The 21,074-nt window shown below is 34.4% G+C and carries 18 protein-coding genes and 1 pseudogene; 16 read left to right on the top strand and 3 right to left on the bottom strand.

The annotated features are described in order from the left end of the window. Positions 1 to 1,101 (bottom strand): polysaccharide biosynthesis/export family protein, encoded by a 1,101-nt coding sequence (locus tag AC1Z3T_RS19305; RefSeq protein WP_151807106.1) that lies wholly within the window; start codon positions 1,099 to 1,101, stop codon positions 1 to 3. Between the two features lie 389 nt (positions 1,102 to 1,490). Between AC1Z3T_RS19305 and rfbB the strand changes: the two genes are divergently transcribed. From rfbB to galE, 16 genes and pseudogenes are all read left to right on the top strand, one after another. Then, on the top strand, positions 1,491 to 2,549 hold the full coding sequence (gene rfbB, locus AC1Z3T_RS19300) for a dTDP-glucose 4,6-dehydratase (RefSeq protein WP_309803215.1): 1,059 nt from the start codon (positions 1,491 to 1,493) through the stop codon (positions 2,547 to 2,549). Then, on the top strand, positions 2,549 to 3,421 hold the full coding sequence (rfbA, locus tag AC1Z3T_RS19295; protein ID WP_309803216.1) for a glucose-1-phosphate thymidylyltransferase RfbA: 873 nt from the start codon (positions 2,549 to 2,551) through the stop codon (positions 3,419 to 3,421). The genes rfbB and rfbA overlap by 1 nt, the downstream gene beginning before the upstream one ends. A gap of 1 nt (position 3,422) precedes the next feature. Next, the gene (locus AC1Z3T_RS19290) at positions 3,423 to 3,815 is read left to right on the top strand and encodes a sugar 3,4-ketoisomerase (RefSeq protein ID WP_309803217.1); all 393 of its coding nucleotides are present in this window, start codon (positions 3,423 to 3,425) and stop codon (positions 3,813 to 3,815) included. 2 nt (positions 3,816 to 3,817) lie between these two features. Further along, positions 3,818 to 4,540 carry an N-acetyltransferase gene (locus tag AC1Z3T_RS19285; RefSeq protein WP_309803218.1) on the top strand — a complete coding sequence of 241 codons (723 nt, stop codon included), beginning with the start codon at positions 3,818 to 3,820 and terminating at the stop codon, positions 4,538 to 4,540. Between the two features lie 35 nt (positions 4,541 to 4,575). Beyond that, positions 4,576 to 5,034: pseudogene (locus AC1Z3T_RS19280) on the top strand (acyltransferase); the annotation flags it as partial. Continuing rightward, on the top strand, positions 5,031 to 6,146 hold the full coding sequence (locus AC1Z3T_RS19275) for a DegT/DnrJ/EryC1/StrS family aminotransferase (protein WP_483396884.1): 1,116 nt from the start codon (positions 5,031 to 5,033) through the stop codon (positions 6,144 to 6,146). The pseudogene AC1Z3T_RS19280 and the gene AC1Z3T_RS19275, both read left to right, overlap by 4 nt. After that, positions 6,147 to 7,403: an O-antigen translocase gene (locus AC1Z3T_RS19270; protein ID WP_309803220.1), complete on the top strand. Its 1,257-nt coding sequence runs from the start codon at positions 6,147 to 6,149 to the stop codon at positions 7,401 to 7,403. Then, positions 7,404 to 8,309 carry a glycosyltransferase family 2 protein gene (locus AC1Z3T_RS19265; RefSeq protein ID WP_309803221.1) on the top strand — a complete coding sequence of 302 codons (906 nt, stop codon included), beginning with the start codon at positions 7,404 to 7,406 and terminating at the stop codon, positions 8,307 to 8,309. It abuts the gene before it with no gap. 4 nt (positions 8,310 to 8,313) lie between these two features. Beyond that, the gene (locus AC1Z3T_RS19260) at positions 8,314 to 9,612 is read left to right on the top strand and encodes an O-antigen polymerase (RefSeq protein WP_309803222.1); all 1,299 of its coding nucleotides are present in this window, start codon (positions 8,314 to 8,316) and stop codon (positions 9,610 to 9,612) included. Between the two features lie 11 nt (positions 9,613 to 9,623). After that, positions 9,624 to 10,670, top strand: coding sequence for a glycosyltransferase (locus AC1Z3T_RS19255; RefSeq protein ID WP_309803223.1), 1,047 nt, complete (start codon positions 9,624 to 9,626; stop codon positions 10,668 to 10,670). Continuing rightward, entirely contained in the window at positions 10,660 to 11,817 is a 1,158-nt protein-coding gene (locus AC1Z3T_RS19250; protein ID WP_309803224.1) for a glycosyltransferase family 4 protein, read from the top strand. Before AC1Z3T_RS19255 ends, AC1Z3T_RS19250 begins: the two co-directional genes overlap by 11 nt. Further along, a complete protein-coding gene (locus AC1Z3T_RS19245) occupies positions 11,801 to 12,421 on the top strand; it encodes a sugar transferase (RefSeq protein WP_483396881.1) in 621 nt (206 codons plus the stop codon). Before AC1Z3T_RS19250 ends, AC1Z3T_RS19245 begins: the two co-directional genes overlap by 17 nt. Before the next feature lie 24 nt (positions 12,422 to 12,445). Then, positions 12,446 to 13,321, top strand: a complete 876-nt coding sequence (gene galU / locus AC1Z3T_RS19240; protein WP_463720360.1) for a UTP--glucose-1-phosphate uridylyltransferase GalU — start codon at positions 12,446 to 12,448, stop codon at positions 13,319 to 13,321. Between the two features lie 15 nt (positions 13,322 to 13,336). Then, positions 13,337 to 14,596: a UDP-glucose/GDP-mannose dehydrogenase family protein gene (locus tag AC1Z3T_RS19235; protein ID WP_208475656.1), complete on the top strand. Its 1,260-nt coding sequence runs from the start codon at positions 13,337 to 13,339 to the stop codon at positions 14,594 to 14,596. A gap of 17 nt (positions 14,597 to 14,613) precedes the next feature. After that, positions 14,614 to 16,224, top strand: a complete 1,611-nt coding sequence (gene pgi / locus AC1Z3T_RS19230) for a glucose-6-phosphate isomerase (protein ID WP_483396893.1) — start codon at positions 14,614 to 14,616, stop codon at positions 16,222 to 16,224. Positions 16,225 to 16,234: 10 nt separating this feature from the next. Further along, complete coding sequence (galE, locus tag AC1Z3T_RS19225; RefSeq protein ID WP_483396879.1) at positions 16,235 to 17,254, top strand: UDP-glucose 4-epimerase GalE; 1,020 nt, start codon at positions 16,235 to 16,237, stop codon at positions 17,252 to 17,254. A gap of 41 nt (positions 17,255 to 17,295) precedes the next feature. On the opposite strand, the gene AC1Z3T_RS19220 is transcribed toward galE, so the two are convergent. Further along, positions 17,296 to 19,203: an acyltransferase family protein gene (locus tag AC1Z3T_RS19220; RefSeq protein ID WP_309803231.1), complete on the bottom strand. Its 1,908-nt coding sequence runs from the start codon at positions 19,201 to 19,203 to the stop codon at positions 17,296 to 17,298. 127 nt (positions 19,204 to 19,330) lie between these two features. Further along, the gene (locus AC1Z3T_RS19215; RefSeq protein ID WP_483396877.1) at positions 19,331 to 20,701 is read right to left on the bottom strand and encodes a phosphohexomutase domain-containing protein; all 1,371 of its coding nucleotides are present in this window, start codon (positions 20,699 to 20,701) and stop codon (positions 19,331 to 19,333) included. Positions 20,702 to 21,074 lie beyond the last annotated feature (373 nt).

The raw sequence follows: 21,074 nt of genomic DNA, 5'->3' as shown, positions 1-21,074 counted from the left end.
TTATTTACCCAGTTGGTCAAAGCTATATAAAGCACTTGAGAATGGAATAATTTGATTCATGATACGTTGCCAGCGTGTTAAACCTGTAGCATCAATATAAACGATATCATTTTTTTGCATGGCAAATTGATTGGCTAAAGCCAAATTACCTAGACTACTTAAATTCAGATGATAAATAGTCGATTGCTTGGTATCCAAATTAGTACGCATCACATAAATACGTGCAGCACTTGCTGAATAGGGACTAATGCCTTCACTTTCACCAAGTACATCACTTAAGGTCATCCCTTGATCACGTAAAGTCAGTGCTTGGCTTCGACTGGACTCACCCATCACATAAAGTTTTTGATCTTGTTTGGTATGGACAAAAATGGTGTCATTTGGTTGAATCAACAACTGATGTAGAGACAGTCCCTGTTTCTCTAACTGAATGGTATTTAAGTTATAGGTTTGGCCATTTCGAATCAGTTGAATATTTGTGGTATCTCCTGTTTTTGTGTCGATACCACCAGCTTGACCTAATGCAGTATAAATACTGATCGGTTGGTCATTTAAAGTATATTGTCCACTACGCATGACTTGACCGTTAACAAAATAACGACGCCCTTCATAAGACAATACACGGACAACCACATCAGGATGTTTTAAATATTTTGCAAACTGATTGTGTAAAAAACGATTGGTTTCCGCTAAAGTTTTGCCTGCAATACGCACAGAACCTACTAATGGGAGTTGAACATTGCCATTTGAGTCAATTGGATAGCCTACAGCCTTGATGTTGGTTGCATCTTGAATAGGGGGCGTAATTTCAGGATATGCCCAAAGTTGAATAGAAAGAACATCTCCTGAACTTAAACGATACGTATTTTGTTGATGGTGAAATAAAGAACTAAGATCATTTGATTGAGCTTGCTCATTAATATTTAGACTTGGAATAGTCGTTTGAGTTAATTGAACAACTGAGAGTTCTGCACCTTGATCTGTTTTATATTGCCCTTGTTCTGGTAAATCATAGGTTTGAAGCCCTGAAGTGATTGCACAACCAGAAAATGAAATCGATATGGCTAAAATAGTCAACAGTGATGTGTACGGATACTTCACATTCAAAACCCTTATTTTATATTGCGTTGTTACTTAGAATTTAATCTTGAAGATGGATTGTAAGCTAAAAAACACAGGTTGGGTATCTTCTTATATCGCTGTAATTGTATTAAAACCGAAAAAGAACTGTGTTGAGTTGTATCTTTGCAATGATTTTTGAATATAGAAAGAATAAAGTGTTCCATACTAGTCTTGAATGGCATGATATAGTGGTCAAATTACTTTGGATAAAAGCTTTTCATATATGATTTTAACTTGAGTTTAGATATAATCTTTACAGTTATAAATGTGGGTAAAAGCACGCTTTGTGATCATACTCATATTGCATGAGTGAATGATATTGAAATACTTTAACGATATATTTATTAAAACGATTTGCAGGATTTTTTATGAAAGTTTTGGTGACTGGTGGTGCGGGTTTTATTGGATCAGCAGTGGTGCGACATATTATAAAAAACACCCGAAGTGAAGTACTCAATATAGATAAATTAACCTATGCGGGTAATCTTGAGTCATTAAAAGAAATAGATACAGAACGTCGTTACCAGTTTCAACAAATTGATATTTGCGATACAGAAAAATTAACGCAAGCTTTTGAAGCGTTTAAGCCTGATGTAGTCATGCATTTAGCAGCTGAGTCTCATGTGGATCGTTCGATTGATGGGCCAGCAGAGTTTATTAGTACGAATATCGTTGGCACCTATACACTTTTAGAAGTCGCTCGTAAATATTGGTTAACATTGTCCCAAGAACAAAAACAGACCTTTAGATTTCACCATATTTCAACGGATGAAGTATATGGTGATTTGGAAAATACAAGTGATCTTTTTACCGAAACAACCTCATATGCACCAAGCTCACCGTACTCTGCAAGTAAAGCCAGTTCAGATCATTTAGTCCGAGCATGGCAAAGAACCTATGGTTTACCTACGATTGTCACCAATTGTTCGAACAATTATGGTCCTTATCACTTTCCTGAAAAATTAATTCCTTTAGTGATACTAAATGCTCTGGATGGCAAGTCTTTACCAATCTATGGTAAGGGTGATCAAATTCGTGATTGGCTATTTGTCGAAGATCATGCGCGTGCGCTCTATAAAGTTGTGACAGAGGGTGTTGTTGGTGAGACTTACAATATTGGTGGACATAATGAAAAACAAAATATAGAAGTAGTCAAAACCATTTGTAAAATTTTGGATGAGTTAAAACCACAAGCCAATAGTCAACCTTACGAAACATTAATTACTTTTGTGAAAGATCGTCCTGGGCATGATTTACGCTATGCAATCGATGCAAGTAAGATCAAAAATGATTTGGGTTGGGTACCTGAAGAAAGTTTTGAAACAGGCATTCGTAAAACAGTGGAATGGTATTTAAATAATTTAGAATGGTGCTGCCGTGTACAAGACGGTAGCTATCAACGTGAACGATTAGGTGTAAGCGCATAATGACAACAAAAGGTATTATTTTAGCGGGTGGATCAGGTACTCGTTTATATCCCATTACCAAGGGCGTATCTAAGCAATTATTACCTATTTACGATAAGCCAATGGTGTATTATCCCTTGTCTGTACTCATGCTTGCTGGTATTCGAGAAGTATTGATCATCAGTACACCTGAAGATATTGATGGTTTTAAGCGTTTGTTAGGTGATGGTTCACAGTTCGGTGTTGAGCTGACTTATGCTGTACAGCCAAGTCCAGATGGTTTAGCACAAGCATTTATTATTGGTGAAGATTTTATCGGTGATAGTAATGTTTGTTTAGTGCTTGGCGATAATATTTTTTATGGTCAAGGTTTTACACCAATGCTTCGTCAAGCTGTAGAACGTCAAAAAGGTGCTACAGTTTTTGGTTATCAGGTTAAAGATCCTGAGCGCTTTGGTGTGGTTGAGTTTGATGATCAGAAACGCGCTGTCTTTTTAGAAGAAAAACCAAAGCAACCTAAATCAAATTTTGCTGTGACAGGTTTATATTTTTACGATAATGATGTTATTCAAGTTGCCAAAAATGTAAAGCCTTCTGACCGTGGTGAGTTGGAAATTACCTCGGTTAACCAAATATATCTTGAGCGAGGTGATTTAAACGTAGAGCTTTTAGGTCGAGGTTTTGCTTGGTTAGATACTGGAACACATGCAAGCTTACTGGAAGCAGCGCAATTTGTTGAAACGATTGAAAAGCGCCAGGGTTATAAAGTTGCCTGCTTAGAAGAAATTGCTTTAAATAACGGTTGGTTAACTAAAGAACAAGTTTTACAAATTGGTCAAAGTATGAGTAAGAATGACTATGGTCAATATTTGATTTCTTTGGTAAATGACTAAAATGAGTCTAGTTAAATTAATCGATTTGCCAAATTTTGGCGATGAAAGAGGTGGGTTGGTTGCAATTGAATCAAATCATTCCATTCCTTTTGAAGTAAAGCGTTTATATTATATTTTTAATACCACTAATAAACCTCGTGGATTTCACGCCCATATAGATTTGAAACAGATTGCCATTTGCATTAAAGGAAGTTGTCGCTTCATTCTAGATAATGGTTATGAAAAAGAAGAGATTATTTTGAATTCAGCTACACAAGGCTTAGTAATAGAAAGCTTAATGTGGCGTGAAATGCATGATTTTTCTGAAGATTGTGTTTTGTTGGTTTTGGCGAGTGAACATTTTAATGAGTCTGATTATATTCGAGATTATACGGAATTTAAAGAAAGGGTTTAAGTATGGATATTCATGTAACTGCTATAGTTTCTGAAAAAGCTAAAATTGGTAAAAACGTTAAAATTGGTCCTAATACGATTATTTACGATAATGTAGAGATTGGGGATGAGTCGGTTATTGGTGCCTTTTGTGAGTTGGGTGTAACAAACCACTTTTCAGAGGGTAAAAAACTAATTATTGGTAAAAATTCTAATATTCGGTCATATAGTATTTTTTATGAAGGATCTGTTTTTGGTGATAAACTGATGACGGGTCACCGTGTAACTGTTCGTGAAAAAGTCATTGCTGGAGAAAATTTACAATTAGGGACTTTATGTGACCTACAGGGACATTGCGAAATAGGAGACTATGTGCGATTCCACAGTAATGTACATATTGGACAACATAGTAAAATAGGGAACTTTGTTTGGATTTTTCCTTATGTTGTTTTAACAAATGATCCACATCCTCCGAGCGAAACTATGTCGGGAGTTGTTGTAGAAGATTTTGCAGCAATTGCAACAATGAGTGTAATTTTACCTGGAGCGACAATTTCTGAAGGATGTTTAATAGGAGCTCATAGTTCGGTTAAAGGTACTACGGAAAAGCATTGCATATATGTCGGAAATCCAGCAAAAAATGTAGGTCAAACCTCAAAAATTAAACTAGAAGATGGATCTCCTGCATATCCTTGGAAAAAGCATTTTAAGAGAGGGTATCCAGAGGATATTACCAATAAATGGTAAAGGAGGTTTAAATGACTGATGATATTTCTGATGTATTTATCCATCCATTTTCAGATGTAAAAAGTAAGAAAATTGGTTTTGGAACAAAAATTTGGCAATTTACAGTAATCCTAAAAAATGCTCAAATTGGTCGAAATTGTAATATTAATGCGCATACTTTTATCGAAAATGAAGTGATTATTGGTGATAATGTTACAGTAAAGTCTGGTGTTTTCCTCTGGGATGGAATTGTCTTAGGTAATAATGTTTTTGTTGGACCAAATGCTACTTTTACGAATGATAAAAAGCCTCGCTCTAAGCAATATCCTAAAGAATTTTCTGCGACTATTGTTGAGCAAGGTGCCAGTATAGGTGCAAATGCAACGATTTTACCAGGAATAAAAATTGGTCGAAATGCATTAATCGGTGCTGGGGCAGTAGTAACAAAAGATGTGCCTCCAAAAGCGATAATGGTTGGTAATCCAGCAGTAATTAAAGGTTATATAGAAGAATGATCTCTTTTCTAGATTTAAAAAGTATTAATAAACAATATCGTTTAGAATTAATAGAAGCTTGTACACGTGTTATTGACTCTGGCTGGTATATTGGTGGAAAAGAGTTAGAGCAATTTGAAAAGAATTTTGCAGAATATTGTGGAACGAAATTTGCAATTGGTGTTGCAAATGGTTTAGATGCATTAATTTTAACACTTCGTGCTTGGAAAGAGTTGGGACGGTTAAATGATGGTGATGAAGTAATAGTTCCGTCAGATACTTATATTGCAAGTATTCTAGCAATTACAGCAAATAATTTGACACCAGTTCTAGTTGAGCCAGATATTGCGACTTATAATATTGATCCTGTAAAAATTGAAGCGGCAATTACTTCACGAACCAAAGTTATTTTACCTGTTCATTTATATGGTTTATTAGCTGCTATGCCACAAATCATGGATATAGCTAAAAAACATAATTTACTCGTTTTAGAGGATTCGGCTCAATCACATGGTGCACAAATTAATAACAAAAAGTCAGGTAATTGGGGTGATGCCTCAGGCTTTAGCTTTTATCCAGGCAAAAATTTAGGTGCACTCGGTGATGCTGGTGCTGTAACAACAAATGATGAAAAGCTTGCTCAAATGCTAAGAGCATTGCGTAATTATGGCTCACATGAAAAATATAAAAATTTAGTTCCTGGTGTAAATAGTCGTCTGGATGAAATTCATGCTGCAATGTTAGATGTTAAATTAAAATTCTTGGATCAAGAGATTGAACATCGTCGTAAAATTGCCAGTTTATATCTTGAGAAGATTAATAACCCTTTAATTGAATTGCCATTAAGTAATATAAATGCTGAAAAATACCAACAGCACGTGTGGCATTTATTTGTGATTCGAACAGAACACCGAGATACATTACAAAAATATCTAGCTGAAAATGGTGTCCAAACTTTGATTCATTATCCTATTCCACCACATAAGCAACAAGCTTATAAAGAATGGAATAATTTAAGTTATCCAATATCTGAAAAAATTCATTCAGAAGTTTTAAGTTTACCTATTGGACCTACATTAAGGTTAGATAATGCTAAAAAAGTTGTTCAACTTTGTAATAGTTTTAAAATCTAAATGAATTTACTAAAAATCAGCGTTCTAAATGGCGTAGCTGTTTTAATAAAAACAGCTACGATGTTTATATTGAATAAAATCTTGGCTGTGTATGTCGGACCAGTAGGCTATGCCGCAATTGGCCAATTCCAAAACTTTATTCAGATGGTTACAACTTTTGCAGGAAGTGCAATCAATACAGCAGTGATTAAGTACACTGCTGAATATTATGAGGATGAAACGCAGCAAAGAACTATTTGGAAAACAGCAGGCAGTATTGTTTTATTTTTTAGCTTGTTATTTTCTTTTAGTATTTTTCTTTTGCAAAAACAGCTATCACTTTATATTTTTCATACGGAAAAATATCACTCAATTTTTGTCTGGTTTGCAGTTTTTTTAACTTTTTTTACTTTCAACGCTTTATTTTTAGCAATTTTGAATGGCAAAAAAGAAGTTTTAAAACTGGTGATTGCGAATATATTCGGAAGCTTGTTTTCTTTAGCCATTACAAGTGTATTAGCAATCAAATACAATTTATATGGTGCATTAGTTGCGCTTTCAATTTACCAATCATTGGCTTTTTTTGTCACACTTTTTTTATGTTATAAGTCTGACTGGTTTCAGTTTGGTTATTTATTTGGAAAAGTGGATAAGGAAATTGCTAAAAAGTTTCTAGCGTTTGCATTGATGGCCATAGTGACTGCAATTTGCGTTCCATTATCACAAATGGTTATTCGGAGCTACTTAACTAACGAATATAGTGCAATTTATGCTGGTTATTGGGAAGCGATGATTCGTTTAAGTGCCGCATATCTTATGCTAGTAACAACAACACTTGGTGTATATTATTTACCTCGGCTTTCAGAGTTAAAAAATCTAAAAGATATTAAAACAGAAGTTTACTTAGGATATAAGTATTTTTTCCCGCTGGCTATTATGGGGGGATTAATGATTTATATTTTACGAGATTGGATAATTGCTGTATTGTTTTCAAATACATTTTTGCCAATGCGTGAGCTATTTCTTTGGCAGATGATAGGAGATTCTTTAAAAATAGGAAGTTGGATCCTAGCTTATTTGATGTTAAGTAAAGCCATGACGCGACTTTTTATTACAACTGAGATTATTTTTGCTTTGACTTCTATTATTCTAACTTATATTTTTACTCAAATGATCGGATTTGAAGGTGTTTCAGTTGCCCATATGGTGAATTATGGATTGTATTGGGTTGTGATGAGTTATCTTGTGTTTAAAGCTTTAAAAGAGAAGGTATCATAAATGAGCTTAGGTTCTCAGCCATTAGTTTCAGTTGTTATTCCTTGTTATAATCATGAAAACTTTGTGAAAGATTGTATTCAAAGTGTGATCGATCAAACATATGAAAATATTGAACTTATTATTATAGATGATGGTTCAGAAGATGATTCAGTTGTTAAAATTCAAGAACTAGTTTCAAAATGTGTAGATCGGTTTACTCGTTTTGAGTTTAGGTATAGGTCTAATAAAGGTTTAAGTGCAACATTAAATGAGGCACTTATATGGTGTAATGGTAAATATTTCTCATCAATTGCATCTGATGATATTCTCTTTACTAATAAAATTAAATTTCAAGTTGAATATTTAGAGAATCAAATTAATGTTGCTGGCGTTTTTGGCGATGTTAAGGTTTTGCAAAATAATATTGATAATACTGTAGTTAAAAAAAACAAGAAAACTATTATAAAAAGATTTAATTTTGATGATGTTATTAATCACAGATTTACTCTTTGGGCTCCAACACAAATGCTGAAATTAGATATAATAAGAGATATAGGTGGATTTAAAGATGGAATTGTGATTGAAGACTGGTACTTGTGGTTAAAAATAACTCAATGTGGGTTTGATTTAGATTATATCAATCAAAGTTTTGCTTATTACCGTAGGCATGAAAATAATATGTCTTCAAATTATGAAAAGATGTATAAAGGACGGCTTGATATTCTTAATTATTTTCCTGATTATTTGGATTTGAGTGAACCAAAGGCTAATATTTGTTTGGTAACAGCAAATGATTATTTAAGTTTAAATAGAATGAAGTCGTTAAATTATTTTTTTGAAGCAGTTAGAGCTAATCCAAAATTATTCTTTAAGTTTTATTTTAATCTAAAAGTGATTAAATATCTGTTAAAATTTATAATGGTTTAGTTTTATGATTTCACTTTTTATATTTTTATTGGTTTTTTGCACTGTATTAGGTTTGTCTATATTAGCTTTTTCTATACCTTTTCAAATTAAATATTTAAATTTAATATCATATCAATATTTTTTAAATTTTATATTTTTAGTTGTTCCTGGAAGTATCGCAATCTTACTTGGCTTTAGAGATGATTTAGCACTATACCCAGTAAGGGATGAGACAGTAATTTATACTTGTATAGCTATCTGTTGGTGCTTAATCGCTTTTCCTACCACAATAACCATCCTTGATTTATTATTAAAGCAAAATATAAAAAGAAAATTAATTGATTATAAAATGAAGAAAATTGTTCATTTTAATAACGGGGATATAACTAAGCGGAATGTTGTTATTGTTACTATTTTTGCCTTTTTTTTCTTAGTTTTATTAATGGCATTGTTACCTGTAATACCAATATTTCATGTGGGGGCTAGTGCTGAATTTATAATGAATTCAAGATTGGAATCAGCATTCGATTTACCTCCTATAGTTTATTTTTTTAGGCGGATTTTAATTTATTTTTTTCCAATTTATTTTATTTATTTGTTTGTTTTGAAGAGTTATTTGGATATTGATAAGAAAGTTTTATTTGTGACTTTTATTTGTACAATTTTTATTTTGACTTATAGTACAGAAAAAGCACCTGTAGTATTGTTTATTTTGGCGATATTCTTTGCTAAAAACTTAATTGGTAAAAACTATAGTTTATCTATTAGGAAGATTATTCCATTAATTTTAATATTTATTGTTTTGTTTGTTAGTATGTTTGCTTTTTTTTATAATAATAGTGTTGGTGATGCTAAAACTTCTTTATTAGTTCGTATGTTTGTTTCTCAAATAGCTGGTTCTTATTTATCAATGGAGTATTATGGTGATAATGCCCCATTTAAAATGTTTCATGCTGTGTTATTTAGATTGGATGCTTTATTAGGTAACATTCCAACAATGCAAACATCAGAGGAACTAGTTTATTATTATTATCCTGATCTTTACAATGGAAACCTATGGAGGAATGTTAATAGTTTTATTATTCAGGGTGCTTGGTCTAATTTTGGGTGGGTAGGAATTATAATAGCTCCTATATGGTGTGCTATTGTAATTTATTTAGGATGTTTGTATATTGTGAATAAGCCTAAAACTGCAAGCAACTTAGCTGTATATAGTTATTCTGCAATTTTTATGGCTTCCTTGTCTACTAACTTTAATAACTTTATTTATTCATCAGGATTACTTTTGACAATCTTTATTTGGGCTTTTTTAAAAAAATTATGAGAATATTATATGTGGTCACTGGTTTAGGTCTAGGCGGTGCTGAAAAAGTTGTTGCTGATTTAGCAGATCAAATGGTTGCTTTAGGTCATATAGTTAAAATTGTATTTCTAAAAGGTGAAATAATTGTTTCACCTAAAAATGACTCTATTGAACTTATTGGGCTTAAATTTGAAAACCTAAATAATATTTTTATAGTTTCAAAAAAATATAAAGAAGTGATTAAGAAATTTAAGCCAGATGTTGTGCATGCGCACATGATACATGCCAATATTTTTGCTAGACTTAATAGAGTGGGGTGTGAAATTCCAAAGTTGATTTGTACTGCTCATAATTCAAATGAAGGAGGAAATCTTCGTATGCTTGCATACAAATATACAAATTTCCTTTCTGATATAAATACAAATGTGAGTAATGAAGCATCAAATTCTTTAATTGAAAAAGGAGCTTTTACAAAGGAGAATTTAATCACAGTTTACAATGGCGTAGATTTAACAAAATTTAAGAAAATTGAAATGTTACATAATAATGAAAGTATAAATTTTATTTCAGTAGGTAGATTTAATGAACAAAAAGATTATCCAAATCTATTAAATGCTATAGCTTTAATTAAAAATCATTTAAATGTTAATGTTAAGTTTTCTATAATTGGTGACGGTGAATTACGAAGTGAAATTGAGACATTGATTCAAAGTTTGGGGTTACAAAAATATGTGCAATTACTTGGGAAAAGATCAGATATTCCTGAATTATTAAATCAATCAGATTTTTTCATCTTATCATCTAAGCATGAGGGTTTACCTACAGTAGTAATAGAAGCAATGGCTTGTCATACTTTTGTAATTTCAACGAATTGTGGTGGGAGTGCTGAAATAATGGGTGATACTGGTAAACTGGTTCCTATTAACGATAGTGCTAGTTTAGGTAAGGCTATTGTTGAAGCATTAAATTTAGAAAAGAGTGAAATTAATAAAAATAATCATAAAGCAAGGAAACGTGTTGAAAATAAATTTTCATTACAATCCTCTATTCAAGCGTGGTTAAAATTGTATGAATTGTAAAAAGATTGTATTAATAGGGACAACAGGTTCAAGTTTTTATGGTTTTCGCGCAGATTTAATTCTTAAATTGATTCGACAAGGACATTTAGTATTTGCTTTAACTTCAGAATATAGTGAACAATGCCTTGAAAAAATCAAAGCTTTAGGTGCCATTCCTATCACTTATGAGTTGAGCCGTGGAGGCTTAAACCCATTTGCAGATATTCAGTCTTTTTTACAGCTCAAAAAATTATTGACAGATATTCAACCTGATATTGTATTTTCATATTTTGCAAAGCCTGTAATTTATGGGAGCATGGCGGCTAAAGCGGTAAAAGTACCAAGTGTAATTGGAATGTTGGAAGGGTTAGGATATACATTTACTGACCAACCTGAAGGACAAACTGCGAAAACCAAAATCATTCGTAGTATTCAAGTGCTACTGTACAGAATGGCATTTCCATGCCTAAATAAAATGATCTTTTTAAATGAAGATGATCAACAAGATTTAATGCAAAAGTATAATTTAACTGTACCTAATATTCATATCTTAGGAGGAATTGGATTAAATTTAGTAGATTATCCATATACCAATGCAAGAATATCTCCAGTTAAATTTTTATTTATAGGTCGATTACTTAAAGAAAAAGGTGTGTTTGAGTTAATTCAAGCGATTCGGATTGTGAAGTCAAAATATCCTCAAGCACACTTTACGATACTGGGTGCCATTGATCATCAAAACATGGGCGCTTTAAGACAAGAAGAGCTGGATAGACTCATTGCTGAAAAATTATTTGAATACCCTGGTTATGTTACAAATGTAAAAGATTGGATTACAGATACAAGTGTATTTGTTCTGCCATCATATCGTGAAGGTGTACCACGCAGTACTCAAGAAGCCATGGCAATAGGTCGTCCTGTGATTACAACAGATGTTCCTGGTTGTCGCGAAACAGTGGTTGATGGTGTAAATGGATTTCTTGTTCCGAAGTGGAATGCGGAAGCTTTAGCGGATAAAATGTGTTATTTTATTGAAAACCCTGAGCAAGTAAATATTATGGGGTTAGAGAGTTATAAAATAGCTCAAGAAAAATTTGATGCTGAAAAAGTGAATTCCAAACTTATAGAGATCATGGGTTTAAAAGATCTAAATGAAAAGACTAGTTGATATTTTTATTGCTTCTATAGCGCTGATTTTACTTTCGCCTATTTTTTTATTAGTTGCTTATAAAGTGCGTAAGAATTTAGGCTCCCCGATCTTTTTCTATCAAGAGCGCCCAGGTAAGAACGGTAAACTTTTTAAAATGATGAAGTTTCGTTCGATGAAAGATGCAAATGATGCTCATGGTAACCCATTACCTGATGAGCAACGTATCACGCCTTTTGGACAAAAACTACGCTCAACCAGTTTAGATGAAATGCCTCAACTGATTAATGTGCTCAAAGGGGATATGAGCGTCGTTGGTCCTAGACCAATGCTGAAAGAGTTTGTTGAACTTTACTCACCTGAACAAGCACGTCGTCTAGAAGTTCGTCCTGGTATGACAGGGCTTGCTCAAATTAGCGGTCGTAATGAATTAGACTATGAAGAGCGGTTTAAGTGTGATGTTTGGTATGTCGACAACCAAAGCTTATTAGTCGATTTTAAAATTATGTTTAAAACCGTTTCTGTTATGACCAATCGTGAGGGGATTAATGCTCCTGGTCATGTAGGTCCTTCTCTTTTTAAAGGGAATGAAACAGAAGCAAAAAATGATGAAGTAAAGTCTTAAGTTAATATATTGAAGTTTTAAGCTATGATCAAAAAAGCCATTCTCCCTGTTGCTGGTTTAGGAACACGTTTTTTACCTGCAAGCAAATCTATTCCTAAAGAAATGGTGACTGTGGTTGATCGCCCTGCCATTGAGTATGTGGTCAAAGAAGCTGTGGCAGCAGGTATTGAACAAATTATTTTGGTGACGCATTCTTCAAAAGCATCTATAGAAAATTATTTTGATCGTAATTTTGAGCTTGAAACAACATTAGAAAACAAGAAAAAAATAGATTTACTCAAAGAAATTACTGAAATTTTACCGAGCAATGTCAGCGTGGTTAGCGTCAGACAGCCTCAACCATTGGGTTTAGGTCACGCTGTGTTATGTGCAAAATCTGTAGTGGGTGATGAAGATTTTGCTGTGTTATTACCAGATGTGTTAGTCAAAGAAAATAGCGCTGAAAATGATCTTGCACGTATGATTCAACGCTTTAACTCATCGAAAGCATCACAAATTATGGTTGAAGCTGTGCCTGATCATTTAGTAGATCAATATGGTATTGTAGATGTTGAAGCCTCGCCTGAAGAAGGTGAAAGTGTTGTGATGCAAGGTATTGTAGAGAAGCCTGCAGTTGGTACTGCACCTTCAAATCTATCTGTTGTGGGACGTTATGTACTGCCTGCTAAAATTATGCAGTTACTTGAACAAACGCCAAAAGGTGCAGGAAACGAAATCCAACTGACCGATGCGATCGCAGCATTACAAAAAATAGAAAATGTAGAAGCCTATCGGATGAAAGGTCAAACTTTTGATTGTGGTAGTAAAATTGGTTATTTAAAAGCTGTATTGCACTATGGTGTAGAACATCCAAAACTCGGTGAAGAATTCAAACAACTCATCAAAGAACTGAATTTATAAAATATTGGGTATGATATGAATATTTGTGTATTTGGCACAACACTTCAAGCTGGCGTACTCGCTGGCTTGTTTGCTGAATATGGGCATCACGTGTATTGGTGCCCTCAAGTGGGTATTGAAAAACAGTCCTCAGTTCATTACCAAGATGAAGATTTAAATCAGCTGATTCAAAAACAAATTAAAAATCATGCCATTGAATTGGTTGGGGTAAAGCAACTCCAACTACACAGTGAAGTTTTTTTATTTAGTTTTAACCCATCTGAATTTGATCAAGCCAAAAAATTAGCTAAAGAACTCAAGCGAAGCCCCATCATACATCCAAAGTTAATGATTAATGGTTCAACCTTTGGTTTGGAAGGGACAGAAACACTGAAAGAAATTTTGGTTGCCGATCATTGGGCGTACTTGCCAGATACGATTCAAGAAGGTAATGCAATTCAAAGTTTTACTGGACTAAAGCAGGTGATCATTGGTGTCGATCATGTGGCGACCCAACCAATTGTTAAAGAGTTGTTAAGACCATTTTTCCAATTGAAACACCAATATCTTTTCATGCCATTTTTAGATGCTGAATTTACCAAACTGAGTATTTCGGGCATGTTAGCAACACGTATCAGCTATATGAATGATATGGCGCAAGTGGCAGAAAAACTCAATATTGATATTCAAAATGTAAAACAAGGTTTAGCTGCGGATAATCGAATTGGTGCGAGTTATCTCTCTTCTGGTGTAGGTTTTGGCGGTGAGAATTTTTCTCATGATATTTTAACCCTCACAGGCACGGTTGCTGGTTCTGGGATAAAGAGCCAATTACTTGATCAGGTTTGGAATATCAATGAACAGCAAAAGGAAATTTTGTTTCGCAAGCTGTGGAATTATTATCAAGGGCAACTAACAGGTAAAATTGTTGCGATTTGGGGTGCATCATTTAAAGAAAATACCTCAAGTATCGAAAACTCCCCAATTCATGCCATGCTTGCTGCACTTTGGGCGCAAGGTGTAATTGTTCAACTGCATGACCCACAAGCATTAGAGCGAGTATCTGCTCTGTATGGTGAGCGCAGTGATTTAATCTTATGTCATGATCAATATCAAGCTGTGGAAAATGCACATGCCTTATGCCTATTAACCGCTTGGAAGCAATATTGGAGTCCAGATTACACTCAACTTGTGCAGAAAATGGCGCATCCATTTATTCTAGATGGACGTAATATCTGGGATCCAGAATTTGTCAAAGGACAAGGTTTTGCTTATCAAGGTGTGGGGCGCGTATGATAACGTCTATATTAGAGATGGATCAAAGTCAGCAAAGCGTTCAACAATTACGTTTAACCGATTTGTTTCAGCAAGATCCACAGCGTTTTGAAAAATTTTCGGTTCATTTTGATCAACTCAGTTTTGATTATAGTAAGCATCGTATTGATCAAGCGGCATTTGAAGCTTTAATTAAATTTGCAGATTCGAAGCAACTGAGTGCATGGATTAAGCGCTTATTTACAGAAGAGCAGATTAATTACACTGAAGGTCGGGCGGCAATGCATTGGGCATTGCGTTTACCTAAACATGATCAAGATTACCCTAAATTAGCTCAAGCTGTACATCAACAACTTGATCGCATGTTTCAGCTTGTTGAAAAAGTGCATGCAGGGCAATGTCGTGGTTCAACGGGTGAAGTGATTCAAGATGTTGTCAACATCGGTGTGGGTGGATCAGATCTTGGACCACTTATGGTCAGCCATGCCTTATCCGATTATAAAGTTACCACAGCTAAACCATTAAAAGTCCATTTCGTCTCAACGATGGATGGAAGTCAGCTTTCTGAACTGTTGCATCAACTGCGCCCTGAAACGACTTTATTTATTATTTCCTCAAAATCTTTTGGGACGATTGATACCTTATCCAATGCACAGACTGTGCGCCAATGGTTAGAAAAAGCATTAGGTCATCAAAAAAGTGTCGTGCAGCATCATTTTATTGGGGTTTCAACCAAACCTGAAAAAATGACTGAATGGGGCATTGCACCAGATAACCAATTCCTGCTTTGGGATTGGGTCGGTGGACGTTATTCATTGTGGTCATGTATCGGTTTACCGATAGCCTTGCAAGTTGGTGTCGAAGGTTTTAAACAGCTTTTGGCGGGTGCTTATGCGATTGACCAACATTTTCAAAAGACACCATTTCAACACAATATTCCAGTCTTGATGGGGCTGTTGGGTGTTTGGAACAATAATTTTCTGGATATCCAAACCCATGCGGTATTGCCCTATGATGGGCGATTGAAATATTTTGCATCCTATTTGCAACAGCTCGAAATGGAGTCGAATGGTAAATCCATTCAACGCAACAATCAAAAAGTTGAGCTAAAAACATGTCCGATCGTATGGGGTGAAGTTGGACCGAATGCGCAACATGCATTTTATCAGTTGCTCCATCAAGGAACGCATGCGGTGAGTTGTGATTTCATCGCACCTGTACAGCGCTACAATGCTAACCAATTTACCTATGCTGAAAATGCAGAAGCATTGATTGAACAACATCATTTGGCTTTATCTAATTGTTTAGCTCAATCACGGTTATTGGCTTTTGGTAATCAGGCTTTAAATGCAGATGAGTTGGAGAGTTTACCTGAATATAAACAATATGAAGGCAATCAACCCAGCTCTACACTTTTATTACAAGAACTCAGTCCTTATAGTCTTGGAATGTTGATTGCCTTGTACGAACATAAAGTCTTTGTACAGTCGGTCATGTGGAATATCAATCCATTTGATCAGTGGGGCGTTGAAAAAGGGAAAGAAATTGCCAATCAATTGCTTCCTATTCTGAGTGGGAAAGAAAAAGACCTTTCTCAACTAGATGCTTCGACACAAGGCTTAATCAAGATATTACTAGGTAAAGAATAGAGAAAAACGGATGGCGAATATTTTAGTCACAGGTGGGGCAGGTTATATAGGCTCACATACGTGCTTGGAACTTCTAGAAGCAGGACATGATGTGGTTGTGCTTGATAATTTGTCGAATAGTTCAGAAGAATCACTCAAGCGGGTACAAGAACTTACTGGCAAACGCTTGGAGTTTATCCAAGGTGATATTCGTGATCCACATGATTTAGACCAAGCATTTGCTTCACATAAAATTGATGCGGTGATTCATTTTGCGGGCTTAAAGGCAGTGGGAGAAAGTCAACAAATTCCACTGAGTTATTTTGATCATAATATTGCAGGATCAATACAGTTGGCGCAAGCCATGGAAAGAGCAGGGGTTTTTAATCTCGTTTTTAGCTCATCAGCAACAGTTTATGATGAAGCCAATATATCTCCTTTAGATGAAACTATGCCAACAGGTATGCCTTCAAATAACTATGGCTACACCAAACTGATTGTTGAGCAATTGTTGCAGAAATTAGCCATTGCAGACTCACGTTGGTCGATTGCTTTGTTACGTTATTTTAATCCTGTGGGTGCACATAAAAGTGGCCGTATTGGAGAAGATCCGCAAGGGATTCCAAATAATTTAATGCCTTATGTCACTCAGGTTGCTGTTGGACGTCGTGAAAAACTGTCGATCTATGGTGATGACTATGACACGATCGATGGGACAGGGGTTCGCGACTATATCCATGTAGTTGATTTAGCCAATGCCCATTTATGTGCGTTAAATAATCGTTTAAATGCCAAAGGCTGTCGTGCTTGGAACATCGGCACAGGCAACGGTTGTTCTGTGCTTGAAGTAAAAAATACTTTCGAAAAAGTAAATGGTGTCGCTGTGGCTTATGAAATTGCACCCCGTCGTTCGGGAGATGTAGCAACATCATTCGCCAACAATGCACGAGCTGTTACAGAACTCGGTTGGACAGCAAAATATACCCTCGAAGATATGTTAGCAGACAGTTGGAACTGGCAAAAACAAAATCCAACAGGTTACCAATCATAAATTTGTAAAAGGAAAATAGGCGCATTGAGCGCCTATTTTTATTACTTAATATTTGGTTTTATATAGTTATTTACTACATAAATAGATCCTTTTCTACTTAAATGACCATAATCAACTTGAAGAAGATCAGAACCTATTTTAGTTTCACAATAATACTTTGAATTCCTTAAGTCACACATCTGATCGATAAGGGAAATGTATTTGACCTGATGATCATTCAGATTGGTAACTATAGTTTTTGCTTTAGCATCATGTTCTATAATATCCATATCCAGACCAGTATCATTAATTTTTGACACTATGGAAGAAAAATGGGAATCTTTTACAATAACTTTAGGTAAAGATGGTCTCCACTGAGGTACAGCACCAATAATCATTACCTTATTTACACCAAGTGATTTTAGCTTACTAGTAATAGATTTCCAATCTGATAAATCATGATGATTCTCTTGTGCAATAATGACGAATGTTGGTTTAATACGTTCGATTTCTTTTAACGCTATTTGATTTACGTTGTCGCAAGCTTGTTTGAACTCTCCATTAAGAGTTGTTGATGCTTCTAATGATGCTTTACAGCCAGAAGATCCTATTTGATAAAAACTAAAGTTTTTAAAAGATGTTCTCAAGCCCAATGATAATGCTTGAGAGTGGGAATCTCCCCATAAAAAAATTGATTTATTTGATAGTGGTTGATTGATACAGGACTGATCAATCCCATTAAATCCATATTTTGTTAAATTGGAATAAGCATCACACTGTAACCAATAAGCATCATCAAGATTTTTATGTTCATTAATGTATTTTTCAATCAAAACAGCTTGAGGCGTATTTGCTGCAGCTCTTATGCTTGAGTTAATCCCATTTGTTTTAAAAATAATTAAACCCAAGCCAATGATTACTATACAAGACATTGAAATAATTAAGTTTGACTTGAATAGAGAGATTCCTTTTAATTGGTTTCCAATAAATTTCTCAACGTATTTTGCTGATAAATAACCTAAAGTAATTGAAATAATAATACCTACTAATAGATAAATAATATTATTTTGTTGGTTTTTATGGAATAACCAAAAAACAATTGGCCAATGCCATAAGTAAATTGAATAAGAGGCATTACCTAAGAATTGTGCAATTTTATTGTTTGTAAAAATAGATTTTTGGTTTTGTGTATAAAGAATGAGAGCTGTCCCAATCGTTGGCACTAAAGTATAGATACTTGACCATGGGGTTTTTGCATTGAATAAGTATAGGGATGCTATTATTAAAGAAAAGCCAATGATTTCTAATAAATATGATGTTGCATCTTTTAGATTAGGTTTAGGTAAAAAGTATAAAAAACCACCTAAAATCATTTCCCAAGCGCGAGTTGGTAAAAGAAAAAAAGAAGCAGATGGTCGATATGTTGAAATAACATGTGCTAAAGCTAGCGAGCAAATGAATAGAAGAATCAAAGCGTAAATGGTTTTATGTTTTAATAATTTATATGCAATGATTAAATATATTGGCAAAAATAAGTAAAATTGCCATTCAACAGATAGAGACCATGTATGTAATAAAATTTTTTCATGTGAGTCAACATCAAAATAACCAGACTCTTTCCAATAAATGATATTAGAAACAAATAAAAGACTACCGATCACATGCTTGCTTAATGATCTATAATCAAAAGGAATGAGTTCAAACCATCCTAATATCAATAGGAATATGCACAATACAGCTAAAGCAGGAATGATACGAACAGCTCGATTCGTATAAAATTGAAGAATAGAGAAGTTATTTTTTTGTAGACCATCCATGATGATTTTTGTCATCAAGAAGCCTGATATAACAAAAAAAACATCGACTCCAATAAATCCACCTGTAAAACCGAATATACCAAAATGGAAAAGAACTACAAACAAAACAGCGTATGCTCTTAATCCATTAATATCGTATCTAAATTTGTTCATAAATTTTCACTAAAATGAGTAACCGGTGTTGTATATAGTTAAATTAATATAAATTCTATGAGCCTATGTTTTTATTTTACATCACAGAGCAGTACTCTAAAATAATTAAAGTACGGCTTGTATTTATTTAATCCTGAATCAACTGCGTCAATTCATCTACATAATCCTGCATTGGTTTAGGATTACGATCTGCACGGCTTTCAATATTTAAGCGTAATAATGGTTCAGTATTTGATGCACGTACATTTAAACGCCATGCACCAAAATCAAGACTCACCCCATCTGTTTGATCAATGGCAGGATTCAAATCAGCAAAATGATCAAAAATCTTTTGAATGGTTTCTTGAGTATCGACCACTTTAAAGTTGATTTCACCACTGCACGGGAATTTGGCAATCATATTTTCTACAAGACTAGAAAGTGATTGCTGTGTATCAGACAGCACTGAAATCGCCAATAACCATGGAATCATTCCGCTGTCGCAGTAAGCAAAGTCACGGAAATAGTGATGTGCACTCATTTCTCCACCATAGACCGCATTATGCTCACGCATGACATCTTTAATGAATGCATGTCCAGATTTGGATTGGACAGGTGTTCCTTGATACTGATTGACGATATCTAAAGTATTCCAAACCAGACGAGGGTCGTGGACAATTTTTTCGCCTGATTGTTTTAGTAAGAACGCTTGTGCCAATAGACCGACGATATAGTAACCTTCGATAAACTGACCTTTTTCATCAAATAAGAAGCAACGATCAAAGTCGCCATCCCATGCAATCCCCATATCCGCATGGTGGATTAAAACCGCATTACGAGTGCTGTCACGATTTTCGACCAAAATTGGATTAGGAATACCATTTGGGAATGTACCATCTGGATGATTATGGATTTTGATAAATTCAACAGGGATGTTTAATGCTTTGAATTTCTCTTCAATGGCATCAACTACATGCCCAGCAGCGCCATTGCCTGCATTCATCACCAATTTGAGTGGGCGAATTTTTGCTGGGTCAATATAGGTGAGTAAGTGTTCAATAAATTCAGGCAGAATATTGTATTTTTGCGTTGAACCTTTTTTCTCAACTTCAATGAAATGTTCGGATTCAGCCAAGGCTTGAATATCTTTTAAGCCAGTATCTGCACTAATCGGGCGGGCATTTTCCCGAACCAGCTTCATCCCATTATAGTCCATAGGATTATGGCTTGCCGTGACTTCAATTCCACCCTGTACATCGAGATGAAAAGCACCAAAATAAACTTCTTCAGTTCCCGTCATCCCCAAATCGAGTACATCTACACCAGCATCATTTAAACCGCGAATCGTCGCTTGTTTTAAATCTTCGCTCGTTAAGCGAACATCACAACCCACGACGACAGTTTTTGGTTGGTAGATTTGCCCATAAGCACGACCGACTTTATAAGCGATTTCTTCATTGAGTTCTGTACCAAGTTTGCCTCGGATGTCATAGGCTTTAAAACAAGTCAGTTTATTCATGTCCATCTTTCTATTGTATAAGCTTGGGTTTAAGTGAAACACCATTTTAACCTCAAAGTGAGTAAAAAATGAGATGAGAAGATGTAATTTTAGGTTGATTTATAAAATTGAAATTTTTTATGTTTTTCTTGTTCATTTTAAAAATATTTTAAGCATGGTTGTTTATTTTTTGATTCATGATTTTTGATGGATAAAAAATTAATATTTATTAAATTGATAATTCATGTGATAAAGATCACAATTATTGGACTTACTTTTTGAAATTTAAACTCTTTTCTTAACAAAGTTAGCCAATAAAAAATGAAATATATATTTGCTTGAATTTTAGAATGTGTAGAATAGCAATCGAGTAAGGAAATAATTCAAAATAATT

This window comes from Acinetobacter sp. B-6, assembly GCF_056930735.1.
This window is presented reverse-complemented; position numbering and strand designations above follow the sequence as displayed.